Source organism: Dyadobacter sp. 676 (assembly GCF_040448675.1).
Taxonomy (GTDB): domain Bacteria; phylum Bacteroidota; class Bacteroidia; order Cytophagales; family Spirosomataceae; genus Dyadobacter.
Genome location: NZ_CP159289.1, coordinates 1,116,730 through 1,138,302 on the forward strand (window position 1 = coordinate 1,116,730; position 21,573 = coordinate 1,138,302).

At 53.7% G+C, this 21,573-nt stretch carries 18 protein-coding genes; 7 read left to right on the forward strand and 11 right to left on the reverse strand.

The features are described 5' to 3' along the window. The 5 genes from ABV298_RS05120 to ABV298_RS05140 all read right to left on the reverse strand — a co-directional run bounded on the left by ABV298_RS05120 (nt 1) and on the right by ABV298_RS05140 (nt 3,834). Entirely contained in the window at nt 1-1,179 is a 1,179-nt protein-coding gene (locus ABV298_RS05120; RefSeq protein ID WP_353721099.1) for a sialidase family protein, read from the reverse strand. A 124-nt stretch (nt 1,180-1,303) separates the two neighbouring features. Next, nucleotides 1,304-2,122: an AraC family transcriptional regulator gene (locus tag ABV298_RS05125; protein ID WP_353721100.1), complete on the reverse strand. Its 819-nt coding sequence runs from the start codon at nt 2,120-2,122 to the stop codon at nt 1,304-1,306. Between the two features lie 15 nt (nt 2,123-2,137). Next, entirely contained in the window at nt 2,138-2,347 is a 210-nt protein-coding gene (locus ABV298_RS05130) for a hypothetical protein (protein ID WP_353721101.1), read from the reverse strand. Further along, the gene (locus ABV298_RS05135; protein ID WP_353721102.1) at nt 2,295-3,026 is read right to left on the reverse strand and encodes an SDR family NAD(P)-dependent oxidoreductase; all 732 of its coding nucleotides are present in this window, start codon (nt 3,024-3,026) and stop codon (nt 2,295-2,297) included. The genes ABV298_RS05130 and ABV298_RS05135 overlap by 53 nt, the downstream gene beginning before the upstream one ends. A 118-nt stretch (nt 3,027-3,144) precedes the next feature. Next, on the reverse strand, nt 3,145-3,834 hold the full coding sequence (locus ABV298_RS05140; RefSeq protein WP_353721103.1) for a GNAT family N-acetyltransferase: 690 nt from the start codon (nt 3,832-3,834) through the stop codon (nt 3,145-3,147). A gap of 158 nt (nt 3,835-3,992) precedes the next feature. On the opposite strand from ABV298_RS05140, the gene ABV298_RS05145 reads away from it, so the two are divergent. Beyond that, nucleotides 3,993-4,508, forward strand: a complete 516-nt coding sequence (locus tag ABV298_RS05145) for a DinB family protein (protein ID WP_353721104.1) — start codon at nt 3,993-3,995, stop codon at nt 4,506-4,508. 50 nt (nt 4,509-4,558) lie between these two features. Here the strand turns inward: ABV298_RS05145 and ABV298_RS05150 are convergent, their stop codons facing one another. After that, the gene (locus tag ABV298_RS05150; RefSeq protein ID WP_353723288.1) at nt 4,559-4,843 is read right to left on the reverse strand and encodes a hypothetical protein; all 285 of its coding nucleotides are present in this window, start codon (nt 4,841-4,843) and stop codon (nt 4,559-4,561) included. Between ABV298_RS05150 and ABV298_RS05155 the strand changes: the two genes are divergently transcribed. Continuing rightward, entirely contained in the window at nt 4,835-4,915 is an 81-nt protein-coding gene (locus ABV298_RS05155) for a four-helix bundle copper-binding protein (protein WP_353723143.1), read from the forward strand. The two genes, ABV298_RS05150 and ABV298_RS05155, sit on opposite strands and share 9 nt — an antisense overlap. Nucleotides 4,916-5,145: 230 nt before the next feature. Here ABV298_RS05155 and ABV298_RS05160 read toward each other — a convergent pair whose 3' ends face one another. The 5 genes from ABV298_RS05160 to ABV298_RS05180 all read right to left on the reverse strand — a co-directional run bounded on the left by ABV298_RS05160 (nt 5,146) and on the right by ABV298_RS05180 (nt 11,705). After that, nucleotides 5,146-5,976, reverse strand: coding sequence for a helix-turn-helix domain-containing protein (locus ABV298_RS05160; RefSeq protein ID WP_353721105.1), 831 nt, complete (start codon nt 5,974-5,976; stop codon nt 5,146-5,148). A 491-nt stretch (nt 5,977-6,467) separates the two neighbouring features. Then, complete coding sequence (locus tag ABV298_RS05165; protein ID WP_353721106.1) at nt 6,468-7,604, reverse strand: histidine kinase; 1,137 nt, start codon at nt 7,602-7,604, stop codon at nt 6,468-6,470. Between the two features lie 14 nt (nt 7,605-7,618). Next, nucleotides 7,619-8,407: a LytTR family transcriptional regulator DNA-binding domain-containing protein gene (locus ABV298_RS05170; RefSeq protein WP_353721107.1), complete on the reverse strand. Its 789-nt coding sequence runs from the start codon at nt 8,405-8,407 to the stop codon at nt 7,619-7,621. Nucleotides 8,408-8,536: 129 nt separating this feature from the next. Then, complete coding sequence (locus ABV298_RS05175) at nt 8,537-10,099, reverse strand: thiopeptide-type bacteriocin biosynthesis protein (RefSeq protein ID WP_353723144.1); 1,563 nt, start codon at nt 10,097-10,099, stop codon at nt 8,537-8,539. Continuing rightward, nucleotides 9,987-11,705: a lantibiotic dehydratase family protein gene (locus tag ABV298_RS05180; RefSeq protein ID WP_353721108.1), complete on the reverse strand. Its 1,719-nt coding sequence runs from the start codon at nt 11,703-11,705 to the stop codon at nt 9,987-9,989. The genes ABV298_RS05175 and ABV298_RS05180 overlap by 113 nt, the downstream gene beginning before the upstream one ends. A 231-nt stretch (nt 11,706-11,936) precedes the next feature. On the opposite strand from ABV298_RS05180, the gene ABV298_RS05185 reads away from it, so the two are divergent. From ABV298_RS05185 to ABV298_RS05205, 5 genes are all read left to right on the forward strand, one after another. Continuing rightward, on the forward strand, nt 11,937-12,410 hold the full coding sequence (locus ABV298_RS05185) for a hypothetical protein (RefSeq protein WP_353721109.1): 474 nt from the start codon (nt 11,937-11,939) through the stop codon (nt 12,408-12,410). After that, nucleotides 12,337-13,086 carry a hypothetical protein gene (locus ABV298_RS05190; protein ID WP_353721110.1) on the forward strand — a complete coding sequence of 250 codons (750 nt, stop codon included), beginning with the start codon at nt 12,337-12,339 and terminating at the stop codon, nt 13,084-13,086. Before ABV298_RS05185 ends, ABV298_RS05190 begins: the two co-directional genes overlap by 74 nt. 147 nt (nt 13,087-13,233) lie before the next feature. Beyond that, nucleotides 13,234-14,670 carry a glucose dehydrogenase gene (locus ABV298_RS05195; RefSeq protein WP_353721111.1) on the forward strand — a complete coding sequence of 479 codons (1,437 nt, stop codon included), beginning with the start codon at nt 13,234-13,236 and terminating at the stop codon, nt 14,668-14,670. After that, nucleotides 14,667-15,008: a cytochrome c gene (locus ABV298_RS05200; RefSeq protein ID WP_353721112.1), complete on the forward strand. Its 342-nt coding sequence runs from the start codon at nt 14,667-14,669 to the stop codon at nt 15,006-15,008. Before ABV298_RS05195 ends, ABV298_RS05200 begins: the two co-directional genes overlap by 4 nt. A gap of 506 nt (nt 15,009-15,514) precedes the next feature. Continuing rightward, on the forward strand, nt 15,515-21,541 hold the full coding sequence (locus tag ABV298_RS05205) for a T9SS type A sorting domain-containing protein (protein WP_353721113.1): 6,027 nt from the start codon (nt 15,515-15,517) through the stop codon (nt 21,539-21,541). Nucleotides 21,542-21,573: the final 32 nt, after the last annotated feature.

Consider the following 21,573-nt stretch of genomic DNA (forward strand, 5'->3'; position numbering starts at 1 on the left):
TCACCGCTTTGCATATTTCCTGATGCGGTGAAACGTCAGGAAGTTCGCATCGTGATTGTTCCTCGCACCGCCCAGGCCATCGTCGAATGCGGTCCGGCACACGAAAACGATGTCCCTGCCGTCAAATAGCCAGTCGACATATTGGAAACCGTGACGAACCACATCGGGATGTCGCAGGAGGATTTCGCGAAAATCCCAGGTGATAAGGTCTTTGGAACTGTATAGCGCGAGCGTATTTCGAATACCCGCAGGTGATTTACCCGCATTCGCTTTCTTCACTTCCCCGGGGATCAGGTTCGTCAACGTCCAGTACAGTTTTGTTTTAGGATCAAAACGAATGGTGAATTTTTTGCTACCGCCGGGGAAACTGATAAAATCCTTATCCGGATCAAAACTGGCCGTTTTCCCATCTTCGCTGATCCTGACAATGGCGGCTTTTTCTTCCAGGGTCGTCCTGTCGTCGACGCGCAAAACGTCAGCTACCGATCCGTCGGGCATTACCACGGCATTACCTTCAAGCCAGCCGGTAAAGTGACCGTCCAGGTAAGTCGAATCGAAACGCATCACATTGGTACTAAGCCAATTGGAAGCAATCATCGGATCGGCGCCCAGTGGAATGGACGCTACGAAAGCGCTATAACGCTTGCCCCATTGCTTCGGCGGCCCGGCGGCGTCTTCGATTGCGCGCCACAACCGGCCGCGGTGCTCGATCAACGGCATTGGCGCGCAATGGTACTCGCCCGCTTTCAGCAGGCCATGCGAGTCGTCGGTCGGTTCGGTCCAGTTCCGACCGTAGTCGGCGGAGTTCCGGATGATCATGTTACCGTGATGCCGGTCGGTACCAAGCATATAGAGCTTACCCTGATATACGAACAGCTTTGACCAGAACTGTCCGTTGATTTCCGAAATCTGCTGCCAGCTTTTTCCGCGGTCACGCGAGCGGTACACACGCGAGATGGCGCGCACATGCTCGTTCGATTTCGGCCCGAAAAAGTCGTGCGATGCGACGTAATCGCCATTCGGCAGGATCGCGATACTCGGAGAGCCGATGTACAGGCCCGAGGCCGCCGGACTGTGGGCAATCACCGTACCCGGTACTTGCGTGAAGTCGGGGCTTTGTGCAAACGACTGAACGACAAGGCAAATCAGCGCGGCCGCCCGGCAAAATCGATAAATCATTGATGTATTAGCAGTTACATTCCCGATTTTATCATAAGGTTTTAAGTCGGGATTTTTACTGACCGGTTTTAACCGCAAAGCCCCGCAAAGCGATCGTCTGCGGGGCTTTTTAGCTTTATTTCGATTAACCTGCCAACCGCGACGGGGGCACGCCGTACATTTTCTTGAATGCGAAAGAAAAATGCGACAGGTCTTCAAAACCGATTTCGAGGTACACATCGGAAGCTGTCCTGCCCTTTTCCTTAATCAGATAATGCGCTTCCTGCAACCTTCGCTGTTGCAACCAGCGGCTGGGCGAAGTATGAAAAATATGTTCGAAATCGCGTTTGAATGTCGCCAGGCTGCGGCCTGTCAGATAGGCGAAACGGCTCAGCTGCACATTGAAATGAAAGTTTTTGTTCATAAATGCTTCCAGATCGATCTTGCCGGGTTCGCTGAAGTCGAACAGTACGTCCTTCAAGGCAGGCGCCGAACGGAGCAGGATCATAATGGCCTCACGTACCTTCAACGCCTGCAATTCCTCGTCGATCAGCTGGTCGTCCTCGCTGTACGGCCTCAGTGAATCCATGAAACCTTTCATCAGACTGCCTCCCCTCAGGGCTATGACCGGTTCGACCGCCTGGCTCTTGCCGTGATCGGAGTAATACCCGTGTTCCATGGCGAAAGTGCGTAAGGCGGCCTGGTTCAGATATACCGAGACAGATTTGAAAACCCCGTTGGCCGGTGGTTGTTTCACGAACTTGATCAACTGGTTCCTCCGGATAAACCGGTAATCGCCTTCCCCGAACATATATTCCTTTTCGCCGTTGTTGACGGTGAGCGTGCCGGATATCTGGTAGCTGAAAACGTGCTCGGGTGCGAACTGCTCCCCTTCGCGGTTCCGGGTGAAATAGCACGAATACGCGATGGAAGATAAATGCCTGTCGGATTTGGAATCGATCATAAGCAAATTTAACAATTAGGCATCTTTTTTAACCCCTGTATACCACTTGCCCATCGAGGTTTCCAGAAAATCTTCAGCTTCGTCGTGGTCGGTCGAAAGGCTTACGTCCAGCCACGCCTCCATTTCGGCCTTCCGCGCCTCGTCGGCGTTTTTGAGCAGGGCGATGGCCTCGCTACCCAGCACGAGATGGACCGGCGGGGCCGGATGTGCGGCCAATGCCACCATGGCATCCGCTGCTTTTTTCGGGATCGCCTACCGGCACAAATTGGCCCGATTTAAAGTAATCGGTACGCTGATTGACCATGTCATAACCTTCAATTTCGCGTGCATAGGTCATGGAAGCGCCCGCCCAGTCGGTACGGAAACCGCCGGGTTCCACGCTGGTCACGAAAATACCGAGCGGAGCCACTTCCTTGGACAATGCCTCGGTAAAGCCGCTCAGGCCAAACTTGGCTGCCTGGTACATCGTCAGTCCTGCATTCCCTACCCGGCCTCCTATCGAGCTGATCTGCAAAATACGGCCGCTGCGCTGCTTTCTCATGTAGGGCAACACGGCACGCGTAACCTCGATAGGTGCGTAAAGGTTGGTTTCGAGCTGGCTGCGGACCTGCTCCCCGGTGAATGCTTCCGCAGCCCCGATAATGCCGAACCCCGCATTGTTGACCAGCACATCGATACGCCCGAAATACGTTATGGCTTCGGCCACTGCGTGGTAAATACGTTCATAATCGATCACATCGAGGCCGATGGGTTTGATTTGATCGCCATATTGCGCCACGAGGTCGTCGAGCTGGCTAATATTGCGGGCAGTAGCTGCGACTTTATCCCCGCTTTTCAAAACTGCTTCCGTAAGGCTGCGTCCCAATCCGCGGGAGCTGCCTGTGATAAACCATACTTTTGCCATTGTCTTTGTGTTTTAAGTACAATGCAAAGGTACCTTGTCCCCCATCGCCGGACTTTGTTAAAAAGCTCAGAGTTGGTTTGCTGAAAAGCTCACGGATTAGTCCCTGCCTTTGTACAGGTCACTGGTCCGATCCTTTCTTCAACACATAAAAATACATATCCGTACGGATCCGGAAACCCAGCGTTTCGTATACGCCGATCGCCCGCGCATTGTCTGCTCTGACGTGCAGGAACGGTACCTCGCCCGCCTGCTGAATACGATTGACCTGGCGTAACAGCAAATGGCGCGCATAGCCTTTGCCCAGATGATCGGGATGGGTGCAAACGGCGCTGGCCTCGGCGAAGCCATAGGGATGCATCCGCTGACCGGCCATCGCTACGAGGCGGGCGTTGTCAAAAATACCCTCGTAGTGACCGAAACGAATGGTTTCTGTCGCAAAAGGGCCCGGGTTGGTAAGGCTTGTCAATGCGATCATTTCAGGAATGTGTTCGGTGGTGAGGGGGATGGTTACAGGGCCTTCCGTTCGAGGGAAGTCGGGCCCCATGTACAGCATCTGGTACCCCGGGATCGCCGCCAGCAGTTGCCATGGACGTGGTATTTCCACATTTTCATTGCGTACGAATATCACATTGTTGCCGAATGGCACAATTTCGTGCAGCATCCGCAGACCGTCTGGGACAGGGCCTTCCACAGCGGCGAAAGGGGCTATTCCCGGCCGAAAATAAGCCACAATGCCGCTCACCTGGCCCAAAGCGCTGTTGTGTGCGTTGAGTGCATGCCAAACGGGGTTATCAAGGATTTGTTTCATTTAAGATTGTCGATTCCAGGGCTAATTTACATCGGTTACCCCGAATTGCCGCCCAGCATTTACGCTAACGGTGGCAAAATTAAACCCGGCTTCGTCGCACGGCCTTGCATTGGGAAAGATTAGACGATAATTTCGGACATCAACAGATCAAACGACTAATGAACTTTCAAATCGGATCGCTACTTTCCTATAATATCTGGGCAAACCGCCGCCTGACCGAGCAAATCAAAGATCTTACCCGGGAAGAATTCACCGGGGAGATCGGGGGCAGTTTTCCGTCCGTCAGGCTGACCCTCGTGCATTTACTCGAAGCCGACTGGCTCTGGCTCAACCGCTGGCAGGGAAAGCCGCTGGTGCTCCCGCCCGACACCTGGGATACCGGCTCCGCCGAATCGGTTTCGGAGATTTGGCTCGGCATTCAGGAAGAGATTTTACGCGTATTCGAGTCGAAAGCTGAGGAAACCATGCTGCAACCGCTGCATTTTATTACCAGAGCCGGTGCGGCGCTCGAAATGCCCTACTGGCAGACGGTCAGCCATATGGTCAACCACGGCACTTATCATCGGGGGCAACTGGCGAATATGATCCGCATCCTGGGGTACAAGCCCGTCGGTACCGATCTGTTCCTCTTTTTCAATGAAGAAAATAGCAAAGCGAACGGCACTGCGGTGTAGGAATGGTTTTTGAGGGCGAAGGGCTATTCTCCCAGGAGAGGCAGTCACCATTAAACCTGTTTCCTATGATCACTCAAACTTATCGCAGCTGCATAGAAGCGTGTTTCCTGTGCGCTGCCGAATGCGAACATTGCGCGACGGAATGCCTGAAAGAGGACGACATTAAGTTGATGTCGCTCTGTATCGCCCTCGATCGCGAATGCGCGGTAGTATGTACCGCAGCCGTGCGGCTTATGAGCATGGGCGGCCCGCATGCAGCCGCCCTGTGCCAGTCGTGCGCGGAGGTATGCGACGCGTGTGCGGAAGAATGTGAACGTTTCCCGGAAATGGACCATTGCGTACGCTGCGCGACGATCTGCCGCCGCTGCGCCGAGGAGTGCCGCCGCATGGCAGCTTTGTATGTTTAAAACTATATAGACAAAAAGTGGCTGCCATAAAAGCAGCCACTTTTGCCAAACACACGAAAACACTATTCGAAACAGAAGGCCGCAAAGCCACTATTTGCAAATCAAAAAACAGAATGCGATCCTGTTTTTGCGTACGCAACTCGATCCTGCAAATATCCGGAATATGGAGCGGAAAGGTCCGCACGATCTGTCCGAAGATCAGGACAATTTGAACATCTCCTGTTACCGACTCACATCTTCAGGCCAGCTCCGGCGCGGAACTCGTCGGGTGTTAACCCGGTCTGTTTCTTGAAGAAACGGGCAAAATACGACTGGTCGCTAAATCCCAGCCGGTAAGCAATTTCCTTCACAGAGTGCCTCCCGTGGTACAATTCGCGCTTCGCCTCGATGAGTATCAGCCGGTAAAGGAGCCGGCTTAAGGTAGTCCCCATTTTTTCGCGCAGGAGCTCGTTGACCCGCTTGGGGGTGAGCCCGATCTGCCGGGCATAGAACGTCGCCGATTTTTCATGCCGGTAATGCGTCTGCATCAGTTGGAACAATTTCACGAGCCGGTGGTCCCCTGCCCCGGCTATCCGGTGGTTGTGCCGGCCAAACCGGTACAGGTGCGTAAGCAGCGCTGTCGTGTATTTTAGAAGCAACGAAATGTCCGCCTCACCGCCATATTCCATGAGAATAAGATCGAACAGGTGCGTCAAAGGTGCCACCATGTCGGCTGGAATCGCGAAGGCCGTATTTTCGAAGGGAAGGAACATCTGCCGCAAATACGGCTCGTCGATGCGGTCGAAAACATCGCGCGCGAACACAATGGTTCTTGCCGGCGGTAACGTAGCTGCGGGAATGGAATGGACCTGGTTGGGGGACAGAAGAAAGACTTCATTAGCCACTATCGGGAATGACTCGAAATCGATGAAATGCGTGCCGCCACTTTCCGAAAACCATACGATCGCAAAAAAACTGATCCGGTGGCTGGGCGCATGCTCCCCGAAAGCCAGCCCGCTCTCCGCCGCCATGAAGCGCGAAATCGGAAGTTCGTGTAATGGAAAATCGGTATGCTGCACCATCGTGGCCGGAATGGTAAATGTATGGTTGCCGTTTATTCCTGCAAATATACATCTACTCGAGTCACTACGATCTGAACAAATTGCGCCGGGAAGTATCCGGCGCGCCTTCCTTTAAAACTGATTCATTCCTCTGCACGCCTTCGCAATGTGGCCTCTATTCTGTCCAATGCCTTTACTGCGGTCAGGCAGGTCTGTGTTAAAAGCGATGAATCATGCTCTCACGCTACATCATGATGGTTCTACATGCGATAGTACTGACCGTCGTATCCGAATCGGTAAAGTTTCTTTTGCCGCTCCTCGAGAAGTCATTAAGACGCGCTACCGTGAATCTGATCAGTTCAAGTTTTGTCCCGGTTGGTGCTTGCTTTCTCATTGGTTAATTACTGTTTATGGGTGATTAATGCCCACGAAGTAAGCCGGCAAACACATTCCGTTTCAACTTTTTATACCAATGCAAGCCGGAACTCGACGAAAGTACGGATAGCATCGTATCAGGATTGTTCCAGCGGCATTTTAACCAAAACCCTGAATTCATTGTCCGTTTCCGACTTTTCGAATTCGTACCGGCCGGGATAATAAATTCCCAACCTTCTTTCCAGGTTCGCCAACCCGATTCCGCCGCTTGCGGATTTGCCGCGTAACGGCTGGGTGGGTTTGCTGTTAATAATGTCGAACTCGAGAAAACCACCCGAGGCGATTATCTGAATGTCTACAAACGAATCCTGCCGGGTAGCGTGCACACCGTGCTTGAACGCATTTTCGACCAGCGTGATCAATGACATGGTAGGTACACGGTGCTCGTCCGACACTTCTCCGTGTTGCTCTATGTTGATCTTGCACCGCCTGTTGCTCCGGATAGATTCGAGCTCCACATACAGCTTCATATAGGCAAGTTCCGTTTCGAGCCTGACGAACTCGTCGTTCATCTCATAAAGGGACAGTCGCAGGATTTCGGAGACCTTGTGCAAATATCCGGCCGCTTCTTCGGAAATAGGCAAAATCCTGGCGTAGGCGGCATTCAATACATTGAAAACAAAGTGCGGATTGATCTGCGATTTCAACGCTTTCAGCTCCATATTAAGCGCATCGTTCTCGATCTTTTGCCGCATAACATGCTCATTGGCTGCATACTTCGCCGTTTTCAGAGAAGCGGGCAGTATAAAAAACTGCACCTCCGAAATGTCGTTACTGAATACCAGCCATGCACCAGGATCCCGGAAATTAAATGGCGTGAGGTAGAGTTTCGCAAACAACCTGAACCTTTCGGTCATATTTTCCAGCCCATAAGCATAATCAACCCAGGTAAACAACAGCACAGAAAACAGGTGATTTATAACGAGCGCGGAGATGAAAAGAACGAAGAAAAGGAGAAAACCACGGATATAAGTACGGAGGATGTAATAGAGCGCTACGCAGAGGTAATATTCAGGGATGACCTTCAAAAAATAAAGGAAACTGGCAATGGTAACGCTGGCATCCGAAGCCTTTCGCGCGAGCGTGGGCAATGCGTACGCGTAATGCAGCAGGACAAACAATACCCAGAAGCAAACGTGATAAGTAATCCTCAGCCCCCCGGGTGCGGGGAAACAGAAGTCTTTCGATGAGGGAGCTTTTCTTTGCAATATCATTCATTCACAAGCCTTTACCTTTCTGTCAGCTGCCGGATCACTTCGTCGCGGGCCGGCGAAACGGCTATCGACACTTTCAGGCCGTTCAGCATCGTCACCATATTGCCTTCAATCATTTTTATCATATTGCGGTTAACGATGTAAGACCGGTGCGTCCTCACGAAAGTCGGGGAAGGCAGGCGGTTCATCATAGCGGCCATAGAGGCAAGCGTCACCAGTACACCGTTGGTATAGTATACTTTTACATAATCCTTCAATCCTTCGATAAAGTAAATGTCCTTAAACCAGACACAATACATTTTCCTGTCGGCACGGATCCACATATATTCCTCCTGACCGGCATCGGCCCTTTGTTCAGGGATTTGAACCGGACCGGGCTGATCGCCCTGCGGCAGATCCGGCGCCTCCGGTTCCAGCCTCCCCTTTTCCGCAGCGTTGCCGATCAGCTTTCTGACTTTTGTGACGGCCTTCAGGAAGCGGTCGAATCCGATTGGCTTTAACAAAAACGAGGTAACATCAAATGTAAAGCCATCCACTGCATACTCGGGATAAGCCGTGGTCATGATCACATGGGAGCCCGACGCATCGACAATATTAAGCAGGTCGAGGCCGGAGAGTTCGGGCATGTTTACATCGAGGAAAATAATATCCGGTTTTACTTCCGGTATCATCTCCAGTGCTTCCAGCGCATTGTAGCAACTTCCCGCGTACGTCAACCAACTAACCTTTGCTATCAGAAATTTAAGGACTTCATGAGCCGGCTCCTCATCGTCCACGATGAGGCAACTGATTTTTCCTGTCATATTCGAACTGATCCGGATTGTGATCGATGACCGCTATGTCTGTGCGGGGCAAAACCGCTCTCCAAATATCAATGGTAACCCAATGTGGTTACATTTACCCGGCAAATATGAGGATTATCCATTAAAATATTAATGATCCGTTCCGCAAAATGCCTTCCGCGGCACATTTTCCTTTCTCGCGAGCTTCGACTCGTAGTATTTCTTCAAATAATGGTAAACAACAAGCTCATGCTCACGCTGCTGCGAAACGAACAGGCGGTTCAGGAACATGTGTACCAGGCTGCCGGCGAAATTCCCGACATCCGTTTCGGCAAGGGGAAACAGGACTGCCATAGACGCGATGACACGCGCAGACCGTCCTTCAAACAACCGGATCGCTCCTTCGATCCGGTTGGAAGCATCCTGCCGCGGGTCGAGAAAACGTGCTATTTCTTCCCGATGCAGACGGTACTTAGTGTTCAACTGCACATTCAGGTTGGTATCGCCGCCGAATTCACGGAAAAATTGCTCCTGCAAGCGCCCTACCAGCCGCTTTTTGTGTTCCGGCGTAAATCCCATGTCGTCCAGCAGCATATCGGTGCCCCGCAAACCGATCAGCCACCGGTAATGCTCGCCTTCGTCGCCCGACAACATCCCCAGCAAACCTGAAACAGCGCAACTATCCGCGAAAAAAATAGATTCCACCTCCTCGAATGCATGCCGTCCGTAACGCTCCAATTCCCGCTTATAGGTATCGAGTTGCACTTTGTGGACCGTCCCGTTACAAAGCAAAGGCTCCATGAGCGGATGAAGCTGCGTCAGTACGGTTTGCCAGAACGAAGGATTGTTTCCCTGACGAAAACGCAGGCGGATATGATGGTCAGGGTCCGCAAAACGGACAAAAAACCATTTTTCGATGGTACCGTTTGCCACAAGGCGGTCGGCGAATGGCTTAATGACCGAAGCCAGAAGACGATCCGCGGTACGGGTGCCTGTATAAATTTTAACATACAACCATTCGCTTCCGACGATGAAGTCGCGCTTGACGGCAGCGGGGCCCATTGCCCGGAATTGCCTCGGGGACGGCTGCTCGGGCAGTGGGTCATTTCGCTTTATCAACGGCAGTATTATCTCATGTACATACCGCGCGCCCGGCTCGCCCAGGAGGCCGTTTTCGTCATGTTCCGGAAACTCCGCCAATGTTACCTTCCCGTATTTCCTGATCGCATTGCAGAGCACCTCCACCGCAAAATCGGAGTTTCCGTCGATGAGCAGTTCGCTGTCGCCATGGCGCAGCTGTACGAAACGGGGAATACCGTAAGCTTTTCTCAATATTCTCCATTCTGCGGCGCTCAGGGCATCTTTCCCCATACGGCCGGTAACCGTTTCCCGCTCGATATTCCACATTGCCCGGCTAAGGACCCAATGCTTGTATTCGACGCGCGGCAGAAATGCACTTGACGAGAGATGGCCCCAATCCCAGCCGAGATAGCGGTAATCGTGCTGGTATGTCAGTTCGCAGAGGAACCGATACACCGGCAGGCCATCCGAGAAGTTATGTGCATTGGTAAGCCGCGGGATAATCCTCTTATTTAATCGTTTAGACCATAATATGATCTCCCCCCGAGGCCGACACCGAAACCATGAGGTCGTCGGGCGTGATCTGATTTTCCCGTGGCATCGACGAGCCGGCCAGATAAGGGATCTCGAAATCCCGCAGGTGCGGTCGCATGAGCACGTTACCAGCCCTCGCTTGGGGCAGGTGTGCGATTTCTGCGAAGACGACGTCGCTCACCGATCGCTCTTCTTCTGCTACGGCCATTTTTACCCGTTCCGCAAGTTGTTCGTGGCCATGGCAGAAACGCCCGAGAAGTTTCAAGCCGGAAGGCCCTCCCATCGCTTTGAATGCAAACTTGAAATTCCCGCGGTCCATATCCTGCTCCGAACCGGCGATAAGATTACCGAACAGATAAAAGCTATCGGGGTCCTCTGCCGTAGCATTCATCTGCTTTTGCAGGTCTTTCAGCATACAGTCGGTGAGTGAAATGCGGTTTTCACCGTCGGTGACCGCCTGCCGGAAGAGTTTCTCCCGAAATACGGCCAGAGGCGAAGTATCGGCAAGGCCCGGCTTTGCGATCCCCGGGAACCGGAGGTCTTCCAATAGCGGAAGGTTATCCGCCTTACCGGCCATGACATCCCCATAGCCGATCCCGGTTTCGCAGTCCAGCACTTCCAGCAGCGGCATCTCACGTTGCCCGTAACGGTCGGCGAACCGCTTTTTGAATAATTCCATTTCCGGCTGAGGGTTCCGTAATCCCAGGAAGGCAAGATTTTTATATTCTTTTGTCAGCGTTTCGATTACACGCCCGCTGATCGTGCATGACCGGGGACGGAAGAAAAGGTCCGTCTGGATCAGGTCCTTACTGCCGGCTATCGCGAAATGCTTCGTCACCAGCGACTCCACCGCCTTGTATTTGCCAATACCAGGTTCGGCCGAGCGCAATAGCTCCGTAATTTTTTCCAATTGGAATAAATCTTTCTCGGCCTCCCCGATCCCGCGCAGCTTTTCGGTTATAGTGAAAAAAAATTCCTGCCCTGTAACCGTCGCCGCCAGCTCGGAAACCAGGATCTGGGCGTTAATCAGGGCATCGATGTACCATGTCGCTTCTTCACGACCGATGTCCGCCGATGTGACGCTATCTATCAATTCGCCGACTAAACATCCGTCCCTCGCAGCCAGGAGTACCCGATCCAGGTATGCGCTGCGTTCCACGGAGGCCAGCACATACGCCCTTTTTTGATTGTTCAATGAACATTCGACATAGCGGTAGGTGTCGCCAATCCGATAGAGGCTTGTGTTTGGATAAAATTTCAGCCGGGAACGGACCTCGGTTTGCCGGGAGATCGCTTCCGCCACTTCGGCTACGTAATTCATGTCGAGCCTCACATGGGTTTCGGGCGGCGCCGTTTCGTCGAACCGGATGTTCGTCGTATCGCTTATCTCGCCCATCGCACAGCCTGCAAAAAGGCCGTACGGCGTGCTTCGGGAAGTCATTCTTACGAAGTATTTATACAAAGTCTTAAGCAGGCCGGCTACACTCGTCCTCACCCTTCCCTCGAGCAGGCCGATGAATGAGGCGTATAGCTCCGGCGATGCTACGTAGATGGCTTCCAGCATGGAAGGCTGCGAAAAAAAGCGGATAAGTTCTTCCTCGAACAACTCCGGCCGGTTGTTTACACGCTCATTAAACCGGTAAAGGAGATCGAGCGAATACCGGGGACGACGAAGCATGAAGAACCCCTGGGACACGATAGACATAGACGGAAGGGTTTAGCATTTTTGACGTTCAAACTTGCCACCCAAATCAACCGGCGACAAACAATTTATGCCAACAGCCCGCTTTCATCGACAAAGCCGGCCTTCCGTCGGAACGCCCCTTCGCCAATGTGATTCTCGGGTTCGTCGAAACAGAAACAGAATTGGTCTAAAAAGTTCCGGTCGGACCGTGGGCGCGATACACATTTGCGTAACACCAAATGAGACAGGACAATGACATCAATAACATCATCATCAACAGGCATATCGGCAGGACTTTCGGCGGTCATCGCAGCCGCCAAAATCGATGAAATCTATGAAGTCGTGAGCATGCACAAACAGCAGCTGAATAGTTTCGGTTTTGCCCGGGGATATCTGGGCGTGTCTGTTTTCACTTACCTGTATGCGGTGCACTCGGGTCAAAAAAAATACTTCGACGAGGCGCGACGGGCATTCGACCACGCTTGCGACATGATCGACAGCGACTTTCAAAAAACCTATCCGAACGACTTCGCCGGCCTGGGCGCCGTTTCGCAATACCTTTGCCGGACGGGCGTGCTGGACATCGACCCAAACGTATTTCTCAGCGACATCGATGCCGTATTGCTAAAAAAAATGCGCTCGGAGTTGTACAATGGCCAATTGGGGGGGACTGGCCAACGGGGCTTTGGGCTACGGCCTGTATTTTCTGCAGCGCGGCTATTATAACCGGTCATTCGCGCAATCCATTGTTGAAGAGCTCGTACAGGGCATCGCGCGCTACGCAATACACACCCCCGACGGATGCTATTGGAAGTCAGGATTGAACCACACGTCCCCGAAAGCGGGCCTCTTCTCTCCCGACGAAACCGCTGCCGTCCTCCTTTTTCTGGCCAGGATCGTCGAAATGGGTCTGTGCCCTGCCGAACGTATGGAGGGAATTGCTCAGAAAGCCGTCAGTTACATCGAAACCTGCCGCAGGAACACGGGCGATATCGAAACAGGCTATACGTTGTTACGCGCGGGAATAGCCTTCAACAATGCGGCGTGGGCGCGTAGCGGCCGTGAAGATCTGCGGCGTTATGCCATAAGCCGTCAGGAGAATGCGGACCTCATCAAAGACGCCGGCATCGTGCACGGCGCGGCAGGTCTTGCGCTGCTCTTCGACCGCATTACACAAATAGGCAATGACCCCACTATCGAACGTGCGGCTGATTTTTGGTATGCACAAATCCTGCGGTTCGGCGGTCATCCCGATGGCTATGCGGGATACATGGCGGCCGAACATCCCTGGAACCTGCAAATCAACCTGGCCTTTTGCCAGGGCATTATGGGAATAGGCTCTACCTTGATACGGGCATTACATCCCGAAGTCCATTTCGACGACCTGATCTGGTCGGTCTGATTCAGACCCCGGGGGACTTGGATAATCCGGGGACCATCAAGCGCTGGCACGCTTTTTAACGCACCCATACGCCAAATTCACGCTTGAATTCACACCTTGAAGATGAAAACAAGTTACCTCGACAAACGAACAAAACCGACCGCCCGATTGCATTCCGTTGCAATTTGCGCCCTGGTGGCGCTGCTGCTGGCCGGGTGTTACGGAATGCGCCGCTCCAAAGGCGGCGGACAAATAGCGGCCGTCAGCCAAAGGAAGCTCGACACCGCCGCCATCGCAATCGCACGCGGATACACCATTACCCCCGTAATTACAGATCTGACATTCCCTACCGCCTGTGACTTCGACGACCAGGGACGGCTGTACGTGATCGAAGCCGGTTATAGTTACGGGGAGGTCTGGACAGCGCCCAGGCTGATACGTATCGATGGCGATAACAGCAAGACCGTTATCGCGACCGGCGATAAAAATGGCCCCTGGACCGGGCTTGTTTACCATGACGGCAATTTCTATGTTGCGGAAGGCGGCCAGTTAAACGGCGGCAAAATCCTTCGTATCGGCATGGACGGCAAGATCACGGCGCTTGTCAGTGACCTGCCTGCTTTCGGCGACCACCACACCAACGGCCCGGCGATTAAAGGCGACTACATTTACTTTGGTCAGGGCGCGGCCACCAATTCCGGCGTCGTGGGGCCGGATAATGCCAAATTCGGCTGGCTCAAAAGAAAGCCGGATTTTCACGATATTCCCTGCCAGGACATCGAACTGGCGGGTCACAATTTCGAGTCGGCAGACACCGCCGCGACAAATCGCAAAGTTGTCACCGGCGCGTACTCGGCATTCGGGACAACTACCCGACCGGGCCAGGTTATCAAAGGCAAAGTACCTTGCACGGGCGCGATCATGCGCATACCTCTGCAGGGGGGCGCACCCGAGCTCGTTGCCTGGGGCTTGCGCAATCCGTATGGCCTGCGCTTCAATGCCGACGGCAAACTGTTTGTAACCGACAATGGCTATGACGAACGCAGCAGCAGGCCCATTTGGGGAGCCGGGGATTTGCTATGGGAGATCACACCGGGCACGTGGTATGGTTTTCCCGATTTTTCCGGACATCAGATACTGGAAGGGGACATCGAATTCAAGGGCCCGGGCAAGCCTGCTGCGCAGAGTCTTCTAAAAAAACATCCCAATCAGCCGCCCCAACCGGCAGCCGTTTTGGGAGTGCATTCGTCGTCCAACGGCTTTGATTTCGACACAGGGGGCTTCTTCGCAAAAGGGGAAGCGTTCGTTGCACAATTCGGCGATATGGCTCCAGGGGTTGGGAAAGTAGTCGCGCCGGTGGGTTTCAAGGTCGTAAGAGTCAACCCGCAAACCGGCGTCATTCGCGATTTTGTAGTGAATAAAGGAAAACGAAACGCTCCCGCCAGTTACCTGGGAAGCGGAGGACTCGAGCGGCCGGTATCCGTGAAATTCAGCCGTTCGGGGGAACAACTTTACATCGTCGATTTCGGCATCGTTACAACTGACAAAAACGGCCCCAAACCAACAGCGGGAACGGGAGTCGTCTGGAAAATAGCAAAAAGATGAAACAGCAATCAATAACGCTGGCCTGCCTTATGGTATGGCTCAGCATTTGTTCGTGTGCTCCGAGGCGGTCGGAGCCGCTGAAAGAGCGCAGTTTTAATGCAGCACGTGCCGAAATTGCTAACGGCGAGGCACTTTTCATGACCCATTGCCAAAAATGTCACCCCGGCGGCGAAGGCGGGCTCGGCATGGCGATCAATTCCAATCCCGCGCCAGGGTTCGTTAAGCGATTCCAGATCAGGCACGGTCTGGGCGTGATGCCGGCATTCAGTAAATCGGAGCTTTCCAGGAGCGACCTGAAAGACATCAGCCGCTACATGCGGGCCTGGAAACATTACTGATCAACACCATTCCCCCTGGAAAAGCGGCCTCCATACACCCTTTCGCGTTTACCACCTCTTTCGGATAAAATCGGCAACACTCTTCGTTCCGTTGCTGCCCGTTGTTTTTTACATGACTTTAAGTGTAGAATAACTTCTAAAATTTTGTATGGACATCTCCTGTCCATGCCAACCGGTATTCGTCAACATTTTTCCTCGCCTATGCTTAGATTTGCTCCGGTCGAAATAGTTGCATAGCTGCGAGAGTATTACCGGTAATGTGATCAGGTTTCCGGACGTCCGGATGACCTGACATTCAGTTTCAGGGTGGCACGACCATGCCGAACCCTACACGCAAAAACTTCTGGAATTCAATCACGTAGGCAAGCATTGGGGCTTGCCCCGAGGAAGGTTTTGTGTTTCAAAAAAAATGTAACCAAAAGTCAAATAATTTAAACTTCATCTGCCTATGAGGAACAACTCTGATCGGTTCAAGTACTAACATTTTTTACCAACCACATTAACTTATGCACAAACACTTACAATTGGACTATGAAATGCCGCCGGCAAGCAACCCGGCCGGCAAGTTCTACAAGCCCATCAAACGACTCCGGGCAATATGGCTAATTCTGTCCTTATTTTGTATTACTGCTTTCAGGGTGCAGGCCCAGCAGGTCGGCCTTCAATGGGCCGACGGTTTGCTGACCGGGCAGACTTGTTTTACTTATGGGATTGCCACAGACGCGGCTAAAAACGTCTATGTAACGGGCTTTTTTGATGGAACCGTGGATTTCAATCCCGCGGCAGCGACAGCGAACCTTACCTCGGCTGGAAGTACTGATATCTTTGTTGCCAAATATGACCAGTTTGGTCGTTACCTATGGGCTAAGCGCATCGGTGGCGCAGGTGCAGACCGCGGTCACAAAACGGTAGCAGACGCGGCCGGAAATGTGTATGTAACCGGCTACTTCACCGGCACGGTAGATTTCGATCCCAATGCCGGGGTAAGCAATCTGGTTGAAAACGGTGGGGAGACCACCGATCAAGACGCTTTCCTATTAAAGCTCAATACAAGCGGAAATTTCGTTTGGGCACGAAGAATGGGTGCAGGGGGCAACGATAACGGGTGGGGTCTTACGTTTGACCCGGCAGGAGATCTATTAGTGTCTGGACATATGCGCTTAGGAACCGGTACATTTGGCTCTTTTTCTGTTGCTGTCGCCGGCACCCAAGACGGCTTTGTGACAAAAGTCAATACGGCCGGCACGTTTCAATGGGTGCGAAGGCTAGGGGCGGCCGGAACGGCTACCGAGGGGATATATGGCGTAGACACAGACGCGGCAGGGAACATCTATATTGCGGGTATTACGGCAGGCAGCACTACCGGGATTGGCAATTTTGCAGCTGGCGCCTTTGTGGCTAAATTAAACAGCACCGGTGTTCTGACATGGTCGAACGTTTCCACTGATGCTAGCGAGTTTCGAGCCGTCCTGGTCGATGCGGCCGGCGATGTCTATGCCGGAGATTATTCAAGCGGCACTGCGATGAACCTTTTGAAACTAAATGCTAACGGGACGCGTGCCTGGATCAAGAAGGTTGGCACTGGCGTAAGTGAAATGGCGCTGGCAGCCAACAATGATGTCTACATGTCCGGGATGTATCAGGGAAGCATGACATTGGGCGGTACCACGCTGGCGTCGAGGGGTAGCTATGATGTATACATCGCCAGAATGACGCCCGCGGGCGACTTTGTCTGGGCGAAGTCCGTGGGCGGTGCGGGAAGTGAAAGCAATTACCGGATGACGGCCGATCATAGTGGGGAGATCATTGTCAGCGGCAGTTTCCAGCAAACCAGCGATTTTGACCCGAATGCATGCGTCTATAACCTGACCACCACAGCTACCAGCGGCTTTGTCATCAAGCTCAGCGAGAAGCCCTTTCCGGACGGCTTTGCGGTTTCAGAAAGCACCCTTACGCCTATGACCCAGGACGCTTGCAGCCTGGGTATCCCCCAAGTGATCGAAGGTAATGCAGTCGGTGTGACGGCGCCTTCCGGCTTTACGGCCACCATCAGCTACCAGTGGCAAAAGGCAACCAGCTCCACCGGCCCCTGGGAAGATATGCCCGGTGAGGTATTCAAGGATTTGCAACCGCTCTCTTCCAGCGAAACCCTGTACTACCGGCGTCTGGTGTTTGCCAAGAACTTTTTCTGTGAACTGGATTCGGTCGGCGCCTCGCAAGTGGCGTCAGTAAACATCGGTGCGAATACCGCCCCGATCGCCAACGCGGATGGTCCGCAATGGTTTGTGTGCGGCACCGGTAGCAATACCGTTGCCCTGAACGGCTCGGCCACAGGGGGAGCAGGTTCTTACACCTATCAATGGTATGCCGGCAGTACATCCGGCGCCGTGGTAGGCAGCGCGGCCAACTTTACAACCCCGGCAGTAACGCAGGCAACTACTTATACCTTGCAGGTCACCGACGCAGCCGGCTGTAAGGATATCGACCAGGTAACTATCGTACCGGCCATCGCCAATGCCGGGCCGGACCGCTCCATGTGCCAGGGCGCCGGTGGGGTGCAGATCGGCGCGCCTCCTGTTTCGAGCCCTTCCGTTACTTACAGCTGGACACGGGTTTCCGGCGCAGCTATTTCTACCCTGAGCTGTACCACTTGTGCGCAACCCATCGCCAATCCGACCGTGGCAACTGTCTACCGATTGACCGTTACCGTCCGGCAAAAGAGCGGCGCAACCTGTACGACCACAGATGACGTAACCATTACGCCGGTTAACGCCCCCAATAGCACATTGGCATTCGCAGGCACCGACAAAACCGTATGCAAAAATACGTCGGTCACTTTGGGCGGCACTGCCGACAATACATTTGCATACACCTGGACGCCGGGCCAGTATCTGTCCGCTTCACAGGGGGCAAACCCCGTATTCAATGCGGGTACGGCAACCGTTGACGGAGGGTCAATCAACTACACCGTGTCGGCTGTGAAAAGCGGCTGTACTTTTACGGACGAGGTAAAAGTGTCGGTCCTTAATTCTGCGATCACTGATCAAAATGAAACTATTTGCGGGCCTGCATGGAGCAGGCATTCCGGCGAAGAGAATGCAGCGGGAGCTACCTACACATGGAGCGTTGTCTCGGGCAGCGGCACGGTATTGCAAACGGCCAATTCCGGTAAGGATGCCTACCTGAAAAGCAACAGCGGCGTGACAAGGTTCCGCCGTACGGTAACCTTAAACGGCGTTTCATGTACGGCAGATGTGCTGGTCCAGGCTTGCGCCGGCCAGGCTTGTGATTTTGAAATTGTGACACTCTCTCCACAGGCGTGCCCGAAGGTATTCGGCGCTGCTGGCTTGCAACTTGGGACTACCCTTGCAGATGCGGCTAATTACAATTTCTCGTGGAGCCCTGCCAATCTGGTGGACAATTACCGGGCTGCTTCGGTTAATATCACTTCTACTTCACAGGCGACCATCACCGTAACGGTTACCAACAAGTACGATGCCTCCATTACTTGCAGCGAGTCGATCGTTATTAACCCGCCAAGCTGGTCATTGCCTGCTTTTCCAACGCAGGATAAGAACACATGTCCAAACACAGCCATTCAAATTGGCAATGCGCCTGTTGCCGGCTTTACTTATTTGTGGCAACCAGCAGCAGGTCTAAGCAGCGCAACCGTCTCCAATCCGACGGCAACGGTTGCCGGCACAACCCAATTTAATGTAGCCGTTACGGAAACTGCCACCGGTTGTACCAATCAGGCTTCGGTAACAGTTAACGTTTCGGCCCCTGTGGCTGACGCGGGTAACGACCGTGCCGTATGTAACGGGGCCACCGTTACGTTGGGGAGCCCCGCGCCCGAAGGTACAAGCTGGACCTATTCATGGGAGCCTTCCAACGCGGCCTGGACCAATGGTACCGGCCCGACCGATGCCCAACCACAGGTCCAGTTTGCCGCTGCGAGCCCTCAGAGCTTTATCCTGACGGTCACCGATCCGTTATCGAACTGCGTGGCCAAAGACACCGTCGTGCTTCGTAATACAATTAATGCGGGTGAGTATGCTGGCCCAGCGGTAACCACCTGTCAGGGAGAGCCGGTCCAGCTGGGACGTGAAGCGGAGCCTTTCGCCCAGTACGAATGGTTTATGGCCGATGGCGTAACGCCGGCCACCGGTTTGAGCAGCAATACAGTCGCCAACCCGACCGTACTTGATCCGATAGCCACAACAACCTATACCGTCAAAGTCAGCTATCCGGGATGTACGACGCCGGCCAGCGACCAGGTGACCGTGACGGTTAACCAGGTGACCGGCCTTGAACTGGCCGACAAGAACGTCTGCCCTGCCGGACCGATCGCGATCGGCTACGGAGCCGCAGGCAACCCGGCCGCGCCGGCAGGGGCGACCTATCTTTGGGCACCGGCTACCGGTTTGAGTAGCACCACTGCCGCTAACCCCACAGCCACCGTCACCAGTGAAACCACCTACACGGTCACTGTTACCCTTCCAAGTGGGTGCGTGTTTACCGACGAAGTGACAGTTCGCCGGACCGCGGATGCAGGCTCTGACGCGACCCTTTGCCCCGGAGAGTCGACCGTGATCGGTACCCCGGCGATAGCTGGCGCGACCTATTCATGGTCGGGAGCCGGCATAGTAGGCCCGGCCAATGTAGCACAGCCAACCGTGCGCCCCACCGCAACAACGACTTATACCGTCAGCGTAACCTTGAACGGCTGTACCACCACCGACCAGGTAGTTGTGGTAGTCAACAACCCTGCCAACTTCTCCATCACCGGTAACACGGCGATTTGCGAAGGGGGCCTGGCGACACTGTCGCTGGTGGGGGCCCCTGCGGCGAATACGACCTGGCAATGGAGCCCGCTGACCGGCGTGGCAAGCCCTAACAGCACATCCACTACTGTGGCAGCTACTTCAACACAGACCTACCGCCTGACGCAAACTAACCTGACAACCGGTTGTAGCAATTACAAGGAAGTGGTGGTCGTGGTAAACCCCAACACCATTGCAGCGACCGCCGGTGATGTAGCCCTTTGCGAAGGCGCTTCGGCCACTTTGCCGTTGAATGTAACCTCTTCGGGCAGCTATTCATACGCATGGAGCCCGTCGACTGGCCTGTCTAACGCCTTTGTTGCCAATCCGACAGTGACCACCAATTCCCCCCGCACTTATACGGTGACTGTAACCGACAATGCGAGCCAATGCCAGCTGGTCAGATCCGTCGATGTGACGATCAATGCGCCTGAGGCCTGCTTTGCCCCGGTTTCTTTGTCGGGTAATGTCTTCCATGATGCCAATGGATTGAAAGATGTCACCGTCAACACTACCTCACCGGACCCGATACCTACGGGCCTGTATGTAACACTGGTGGATTCCACTGGTGCGCCGGTTAAAACTGTGGCTGTAAATGCGAACGGTTCCTATGATTTTGGCATAACTGCTCCGGGAACTTACAGCATCGTGCTGCACCAGACAGCGGCTGGCTCAACCACGCCTTCGCTTCCGGGAGGCTGGCTGAACATGGGTGAAAACCTGGGCGCAGGCGCGGGCAGCGATGACGCTGTGAGCGGTATTCTCACCAACGTACAAGTCCTGAATGTGGATGTGACCAATGCCAACTTCGGCATCGAAGTCGCACCTTCGGCCGATCCCTACCACCGCATCATCGACCAGCCAAAAGTGGGGGACATCGTTAATTTGAGCGGTAATTTGCCCGAGCTGACCGGTAGCGATCCCGAGGACCAGCCCACATCCGCATCACTGAGCGGCAAAACAGTGGTAATCACCGTCCTTCCGACCAATACCACGCTCTTGTACGACGGGCAGCCGGTAATGTTGGGGGTAGAGATCAAAAACTTCGACCCGCTTAAATTGCAGGTCCAGTTTACCGAGGCGACCATCGGCGATATCAGCACTTCGTTTGAATATGCATGGGTAGATACAGCCGGTGTATTGGGAACGCCTGCCATTTACAGCCTGGAATGGGCAGACCCTTTGCCGGTGACACTGGTCAGCTTCCAGGCACGTGTTCAGGAAGGCAAAACGATGCTGGCCTGGGCAACGACCGAGGAGACCAATGCCGACCGCTTCGAGGTCGAGCACAGCACCAACGGCAAAACCTGGGCCCTGGTGGGAACGGTAGCGGCCAAAGGCGAAAGCAAATCAAGGGTTGAGTATACATTCGAGCATGCCAGCCCGGTGATTGGCGAAAACCTCTACCGTCTGAAAATGATCGATGCGGATGAAACCTTCGCGTACAGCGCCATCCGCAGCGTACGTATGGATGTCCACTCGCAGCTGACAGCTTATCCCAACCCGGTAAGCGACAGGCTCATGATCCGCAACCATCAGCAGATCAAACAAGTCGTTTTACATAACGCTGCCGGTGTAAAAATCTTCCAGAGCCTGAAAATCACATCCGAGGGAATCGATGTGTCAAAGCTCCAGCAAGGTACTTACACCATTACCCTGACCCTGTTTGACGGCACTATCAGCACACACAAAGTGGCCGTGATCAGGTAATACCAGATCCGAATCCGGGCAGTAATTACTGC

Bases quoted from the DNA above. Each gene is read 5' to 3' on its own strand.
- ABV298_RS05135 (WP_353721102.1), bottom strand. From the start codon at position 3,026: ATGGCAAAAGTATGGTTTATCACAGGCAGCTCCCGCGGATTGGGACGC.
- ABV298_RS05130 (WP_353721101.1), bottom strand. From the start codon at position 2,347: ATGGTGGCATTGGCCGCACATCCGGCCCCGCCGGTCCATCTCGTGCTG.
- ABV298_RS05160 (WP_353721105.1), bottom strand. From the start codon at position 5,976: ATGGTGCAGCATACCGATTTTCCATTACACGAACTTCCGATTTCGCGC.
- ABV298_RS05180 (WP_353721108.1), bottom strand. From the start codon at position 11,705: ATGTCTATCGTGTCCCAGGGGTTCTTCATGCTTCGTCGTCCCCGGTAT.
- ABV298_RS05205 (WP_353721113.1), top strand. From the start codon at position 15,515: ATGCACAAACACTTACAATTGGACTATGAAATGCCGCCGGCAAGCAAC.
- ABV298_RS05185 (WP_353721109.1), top strand. From the start codon at position 11,937: ATGACATCAATAACATCATCATCAACAGGCATATCGGCAGGACTTTCG.
- ABV298_RS05190 (WP_353721110.1), top strand. From the start codon at position 12,337: ATGGCCAATTGGGGGGGACTGGCCAACGGGGCTTTGGGCTACGGCCTG.
- ABV298_RS05125 (WP_353721100.1), bottom strand. From the start codon at position 2,122: ATGATCGATTCCAAATCCGACAGGCATTTATCTTCCATCGCGTATTCG.
- ABV298_RS05120 (WP_353721099.1), bottom strand. From the start codon at position 1,179: ATGATTTATCGATTTTGCCGGGCGGCCGCGCTGATTTGCCTTGTCGTT.
- ABV298_RS05165 (WP_353721106.1), bottom strand. From the start codon at position 7,604: ATGATATTGCAAAGAAAAGCTCCCTCATCGAAAGACTTCTGTTTCCCC.
- ABV298_RS05150 (WP_353723288.1), bottom strand. From the start codon at position 4,843: ATGGTCCATTTCCGGGAAACGTTCACATTCTTCCGCACACGCGTCGCA.
- ABV298_RS05200 (WP_353721112.1), top strand. From the start codon at position 14,667: ATGAAACAGCAATCAATAACGCTGGCCTGCCTTATGGTATGGCTCAGC.
- ABV298_RS05155 (WP_353723143.1), top strand. From the start codon at position 4,835: ATGGACCATTGCGTACGCTGCGCGACGATCTGCCGCCGCTGCGCCGAG.
- ABV298_RS05145 (WP_353721104.1), top strand. From the start codon at position 3,993: ATGAACTTTCAAATCGGATCGCTACTTTCCTATAATATCTGGGCAAAC.
- ABV298_RS05140 (WP_353721103.1), bottom strand. From the start codon at position 3,834: ATGAAACAAATCCTTGATAACCCCGTTTGGCATGCACTCAACGCACAC.
- ABV298_RS05170 (WP_353721107.1), bottom strand. From the start codon at position 8,407: ATGACAGGAAAAATCAGTTGCCTCATCGTGGACGATGAGGAGCCGGCT.